Genomic DNA, 405 nt, shown 5'->3' on the forward strand with positions numbered 1-405 from the left:
CAAAGACAATCTCAGGGGTGTGGACAGTTTTCAAATCGTCCAACAACCGAGTGAAGCCGATGGCATCACTCGGCATGGTATAGCCATGAACCTTCTCACCGTTGACTAGAATTGCCACTTCTGAACTAGTTTTACTCACATCAATTCCAAATACTGTACGCATGATATTACCTCTTTATCTTGTTTGATTCCTTGTTTTAGTGATGTCATTTTCAATACTCTACGTCTAGCGTCCCACATACTTTGATAACATTCTCCCTAAAACAGGTGTCTTGCCAGTTTTGAGTACGACGTCCAGCGTCAAAAAGACCCACGACTTCACAAGACACCTCTACTTTAACACAACGAAAAAGTAGTGACTACTCTCTCCCGTCGGAGATTTCCTCACTACTAATCTTAGTATGT

General features: G+C 42.0%; 1 pseudogene. It reads right to left on the minus strand.

The features are described 5' to 3' along the window. Positions 1-163: pseudogene (locus ABPH35_RS09765) on the minus strand (IS110 family transposase); the annotation flags it as partial. Positions 164-405: the final 242 nt, after the last annotated feature.

This window comes from Streptococcus handemini (assembly GCF_040984445.1).
GTDB lineage: Bacteria > Bacillota > Bacilli > Lactobacillales > Streptococcaceae > Streptococcus > Streptococcus handemini.